Raw genomic sequence first — 4,535 nt, forward strand, 5'->3', positions numbered from 1 at the left:
CGCCTCCACACCACGCGAAGCACGCTCCAAGACGTCGGCGAGGCGGTCGACGATCGCCTCCAGCAGGCCGATGAGGATGGTTTCGCCCGTGGTGCAGCCGGTCGAGGCCTTTTCGGCCCGCATCGGAAAGGTCTGGAAGGCGCGCGGCTCGTGATAGCGGATGGTGACCAGCAGATTGCGGCGCAAAACGAAGGTGACGGGCGACATCACAGGATCGTCGCTGTCGGCCTGCGAGGGCAAGGTGGCGGTCATGAAATAGGCGCCGTCCTCGACATAGAGGCGCGACGAGATTTCGATCTCCTCCATCTCTTCGCGCGTCGGAACACCAACCCCGAGCCATTGCTCGATCATTGCCTCTTCGTCTTTGGTCGGCGTGAACATGTCGGCCCACACGATCCTGTCCTTGTCGGCCTCGATATTCTCCGAGAGCCGCAGACGCTCGTTTTCCACGACGAATGCCTTGATCATCGGCCGGGTCTCCCATGCTGGAGGCGAGACTGCCCAACCGGGCACGCGCTCAAGTTAACGTCAAAACACAGTGCCGACAGCCGGCCCACCAGGCCGCGCGTAGACCCGGGCGCAGCAGGCGTCAAGCCGCCAGTCCGTAGGGGCGGGACATGACGGAACTATGACGTCGTCACCGAGGTCTGCTTAGAAGAACTCGTCGAGCAGCTGGTAGTAGGAGAGCTTCGCCGCTTCGGCCTCCGGGAGGCCGTACAGCGCGAGGAAGGGCGCTATCCACTCTTCGCCAAGATTGGTGTGGATGCTCCAGCAGACGATGCCCAAATCCTGATGACGGTCGGCGACGCCTAGCCGGCTGCAATCGATGAAGCCTGAGAAGCTGTCGGCATCGGCGATGAAATTTGGCATGGACGCGTCGCCATGGGTCACCACCAGCTCTTCGCTGGCTGGCCGGCGCGCCAGAACCTGTTCGAATACCGTTTCGGCGGTTTGTCCTAGCCATTCCTCGTCGAAGTCGTCCTCATCGACCTCGCCGGCTTCCATGCGGGACTTTGCCAAAGCGATACGCGCCGCAAGCCTATGGTCGAACGGGCAGGAGGAGATATCCAGCGCATGCAAGCTGCGCAGCGCCTTGGCCATGATGGCGATGGCCTTGTCGGGCGCGGTCACTTGCGAAACCAGATCCTGGCCGGCAAGCGCGCTCATCAGCAGCCAGTTGTGGCCGGCATGGGTATCGAAGACGATGACTTTGGGGCAGGGGACGCCTTGGCTGCCTAACCAGCGCAGCCGAGCCACCTCATCGGGCAGCTCGGCAAAGTCGCTGGTCTCTTCGGTCTTGAGGAAAAGGGTCGGCTTGCCGTTGGCTGCAAGCTTGAACACGCCGGCATCGGAATGGCCGATGGTCTGCCGGTCCCAGTCGTAACCCGATAACGCGGCCCGCAACGATTTCGGAAGATCGATCTCGAAAGATGCGTGTTGCGTCATCGGGGTCTCAAGGCATCAGGTGTTGAACTTGAACAGCATGACGTCGCCGTCCTGGACGACATATTCCTTGCCTTCGTCGCGCGCCTTGCCGGCCTCCTTGGCCGGAACTTCGCCGCCGAGCGTGACAAAGTCGTTATAGGCGATGGTCTGGGCACGGATGAAGCCGCGTTCGAAGTCGGTGTGGATCACGCCCGCCGCCTGCGGCGCCTTGGCGCCCTTGTGCACGGTCCAGGCACGCGTCTCCTTGGGGCCGACGGTGAAATAGGTGATCAGGTGCAAAAGCTCGTAACCGGCGCGGATGAGCTTATCCAGGCCCGGCTCCTTGAGGCCGAGATCGGCCAGGAATTCCTGGGCTTCTTCGTCGGGCAGCTGGGCGACTTCGGCTTCGATGGCGGCCGAGATGACGACGACGCCAGCGCCTTGTGCCGCAGCCATCTTCTCGACGGCGCGGGTGTGCTCGTTGCCGGTCGCGGCATCGCTTTCGGCGACGTTGCAGACATAAAGCACAGGATGCGAAGTCAGGAGGTTGAGGCCCTGAAGGATCTCGAGGTCTTCGGCGGCAATGCCCTTGAGCAGCAGGCGCGCCGGCTTGCCGTCCTGCAGCAGCGCAAGCGACTGCTCCATCATCGGCAGGACGGTGGTTGCTTCCTTGTCCTTGCTTGCGGCGCGCTTGCGGAACTGCACGATGCGGCGCTCGAGGCTTTCGAGGTCGGCGAGCATCAGCTCGGTCTCGACCGTCTCGGCGTCGGCGACCGGATCGATGCGGCCTTCGACGTGGGTGATGTCGTCATCTTCGAAGCAGCGCAGCACGTGCACGATCGCGTCGACCTCGCGGATATTGGCGAGGAACTGGTTGCCCAGGCCTTCGCCCTTCGAAGCGCCGCGCACCAGGCCAGCGATATCGACGAAGGAAATACGGGTCGGGATGATCTCCTTCGACTTGGCGGTCGCCGCCAGAAGTTTTAGGCGCGGGTCCGGAACCGCCACCTCACCGGTGTTCGGCTCGATGGTGCAGAAGGGGTAGTTTGCCGCCTGCGCGGCTGCCGTGCGCGTCAGCGCGTTGAAAAGCGTCGATTTGCCTACGTTGGGCAGGCCAACGATGCCGCATTTGAAACCCATGGTGATTGGTCCTATCGGGAAATCTGAATTTGATCAGGGCTATGGGCGAAAGGATTAACGATCGTCAAGCCTTCGATGTCCTGCCCGTCCTGCAAATCCTCGGAAAGGAAGTATTTGCAGCCGAGTTCAAGGGCGCAGGCGAGCAGCAGGCAATCCCACCAGGAGTAGAGTGTTTCTGCGCGGATCCTTCGAGCAGCATGGACAGACGCCATGGTAATTGGACTGTTTCCCAGAAATGAAAGCTCGTCAACTGCCGCAAATACCTCGTCCTGTCAGGTCCCGCCGCTTTCGCAACATGACTTGGGTCACTTCGTTGAGGACCTGCAGGTTCACGCAGGCGACACCGCGCCAAACCGTTTCACGAAGCCAGGCATTCGATATGTCGGCCTTGGCCGAGAGCGCGATATCACGCGCGTACAGCAAGACATTGCTGTCGATGAATACCTTATCGCCTTGCATTGCGCTCTTCAGCGGTTGGCATGCGCCCGTTTTCCGAGATGGGCAACTTGGGTCCGTTCAGGAAGCGTTCCAGCGCCTTCATTCGCCGCTCGCGCTCTTGATCGCGGCTTCCTTGCGTTGTGTCGCGCACGCTCTGTTGAACCAGGCCAGAGACATATCGCGATATGCTCAGGCCCGCCTTCGCTGCCTCGATACGTGCCTCGCGCAGCAGCTCCCCATCCATCGAAATGGTCACGTTCTTCATGGCAACTCACGAAAACACGAGCCTCGTGTTTTCGTATATAGCCTTTGAAGCTCAGCCCTTCAAGAATCCGCCCTTCGCGCGCGGTATTGCGAATGCACCGCGCCATTGGCGAGCGGCTTGGCAAAGGCCAGATCGAGCCAGCGATCGGCCTGCTTGCCGCCAAAGGCAGGGATGCCGGAGCCCAGGATCACCGGGATCGTTCCGATCTCGATGGTGTCGAGCAGGCCGGCGTCCATGAACTGGCGGGCGAGGTCGCCGCCGCCGAACAGCCAGATGCGGCCATCGGCACCACGTGCCCGCAAATTGGCGAGCATCTCGGCAGGCGTGCCGGCCATCGCTTCCACGTTCTCGGGCGGGTTTTCGAGTGGGCGCGACGTAGCGACGAGGCAACGGTGCCTGGCGTAGCCCCATTCCGGTTCGCGGCGAACAACATCATAAGTCGCGCGCCCCATGACGATACCGCTCAGCGACGCCATGAACCCGGAAAAATCATAGTCGTCATCAGCCGGAAAATTGTCGAGCCAGTCGAAGCTGCCGTCTTCTCGGGCAATGTAGCCGTCAAGCGACATCGCGAACATGTAGATGACGTCGCCAACGCCGACAGGGGCCATCGGAATCGCTCCTTGTTGCCAAAGAGCATTCTTTAACACGAAGGCTGGTCGGCTTTTGTCAGGAGCGTTCGCTGGCTGGCTTCAGGGGAGCATTGAGGCCGCCTCTGGAAAACAAGGGTATCGCCAGATCAATCCTTGTTGCCGAACAGCTTTTTCAGCATCGCAGCCATCGGCCCGCTTTCGGGAATCTTGACCGGAGCCTGGGGCGTGCGGGCCTGGCGGATGTGGCTTTGAGCTTTTGGCGCTTGCTGCTTTGGGGCCCTGGGCGGCGGGCGGTCGTCGTCGGAAGTGGGTGCAAGCTTGTCGCGCAGGCCGACCGTCACCTTGTTCATGAAGCCGTTGTCGTCGCCCTTGGTCAGAAAATCGGCACTATCGGCCACCAGGTCGAGAAGAACGTCCAGCCATTCCTTGTCGGCCTTGGCGAAGTCACCCAGAACGTGGTCGTGCACCATTTCCTTGACGCCAGGATGGCCGATGCCGATGCGGACACGGCGATAGTTCTTGGCGATGTGCTGGTCGATCGAGCGGATGCCGTTATGGCCACCCGCGCCGCCGCCGATCTTGACCCGCACCTTGCCGGCGATCAGGTCGAGCTCATCGTAAAAGACGGTCAGCGCTGAAGGTTCGAGCTTGTAGAAGCGCAAGGCTTCCCCGAC

General features: G+C 61.5%; 7 protein-coding genes. All 7 read right to left on the minus strand.

The window, feature by feature from the left end:
- A partial coding sequence (locus tag AC1DUU_RS24025) for a CorA family divalent cation transporter (RefSeq protein WP_476785890.1) occupies window positions 1-468 on the minus strand: 468 nt, incomplete at its 3' end.
- 183 nt (window positions 469-651) lie between these two features.
- Window positions 652-1,446, minus strand: coding sequence for an APH(3')-II family aminoglycoside O-phosphotransferase (locus tag AC1DUU_RS24030; protein WP_476785891.1), 795 nt, complete (start codon window positions 1,444-1,446; stop codon window positions 652-654).
- A gap of 15 nt (window positions 1,447-1,461) precedes the next feature.
- Window positions 1,462-2,565 (minus strand): redox-regulated ATPase YchF, encoded by a 1,104-nt coding sequence (gene ychF / locus AC1DUU_RS24035; RefSeq protein ID WP_476785892.1) that lies wholly within the window; start codon window positions 2,563-2,565, stop codon window positions 1,462-1,464.
- A gap of 246 nt (window positions 2,566-2,811) precedes the next feature.
- Window positions 2,812-3,024, minus strand: a complete 213-nt coding sequence (locus AC1DUU_RS24040) for a hypothetical protein (RefSeq protein ID WP_476785893.1) — start codon at window positions 3,022-3,024, stop codon at window positions 2,812-2,814.
- Window positions 3,011-3,268, minus strand: a complete 258-nt coding sequence (locus tag AC1DUU_RS24045; protein ID WP_476785894.1) for a type II toxin-antitoxin system CcdA family antitoxin — start codon at window positions 3,266-3,268, stop codon at window positions 3,011-3,013. Before AC1DUU_RS24045 ends, AC1DUU_RS24040 begins: the two co-directional genes overlap by 14 nt.
- 59 nt (window positions 3,269-3,327) lie before the next feature.
- On the minus strand, window positions 3,328-3,879 hold the full coding sequence (locus AC1DUU_RS24050; RefSeq protein ID WP_476785895.1) for a dihydrofolate reductase family protein: 552 nt from the start codon (window positions 3,877-3,879) through the stop codon (window positions 3,328-3,330).
- Window positions 3,880-4,007: 128 nt separating this feature from the next.
- Window positions 4,008-4,535: aminoacyl-tRNA hydrolase (locus tag AC1DUU_RS24055; RefSeq protein WP_476785896.1), on the minus strand; the 528-nt coding region annotated here is incomplete at its 5' end.

Source organism: Aminobacter sp. P4_H6_2 (genome assembly GCF_056400805.1).

Bases quoted from the DNA above. Each gene is read 5' to 3' on its own strand.
- AC1DUU_RS24030 (WP_476785891.1), bottom strand. From the start codon at position 1,446: ATGACGCAACACGCATCTTTCGAGATCGATCTTCCGAAATCGTTGCGG.
- ychF (WP_476785892.1), bottom strand. From the start codon at position 2,565: ATGGGTTTCAAATGCGGCATCGTTGGCCTGCCCAACGTAGGCAAATCG.
- AC1DUU_RS24040 (WP_476785893.1), bottom strand. From the start codon at position 3,024: ATGCAAGGCGATAAGGTATTCATCGACAGCAATGTCTTGCTGTACGCG.
- AC1DUU_RS24045 (WP_476785894.1), bottom strand. From the start codon at position 3,268: ATGAAGAACGTGACCATTTCGATGGATGGGGAGCTGCTGCGCGAGGCA.
- AC1DUU_RS24050 (WP_476785895.1), bottom strand. From the start codon at position 3,879: ATGGCCCCTGTCGGCGTTGGCGACGTCATCTACATGTTCGCGATGTCG.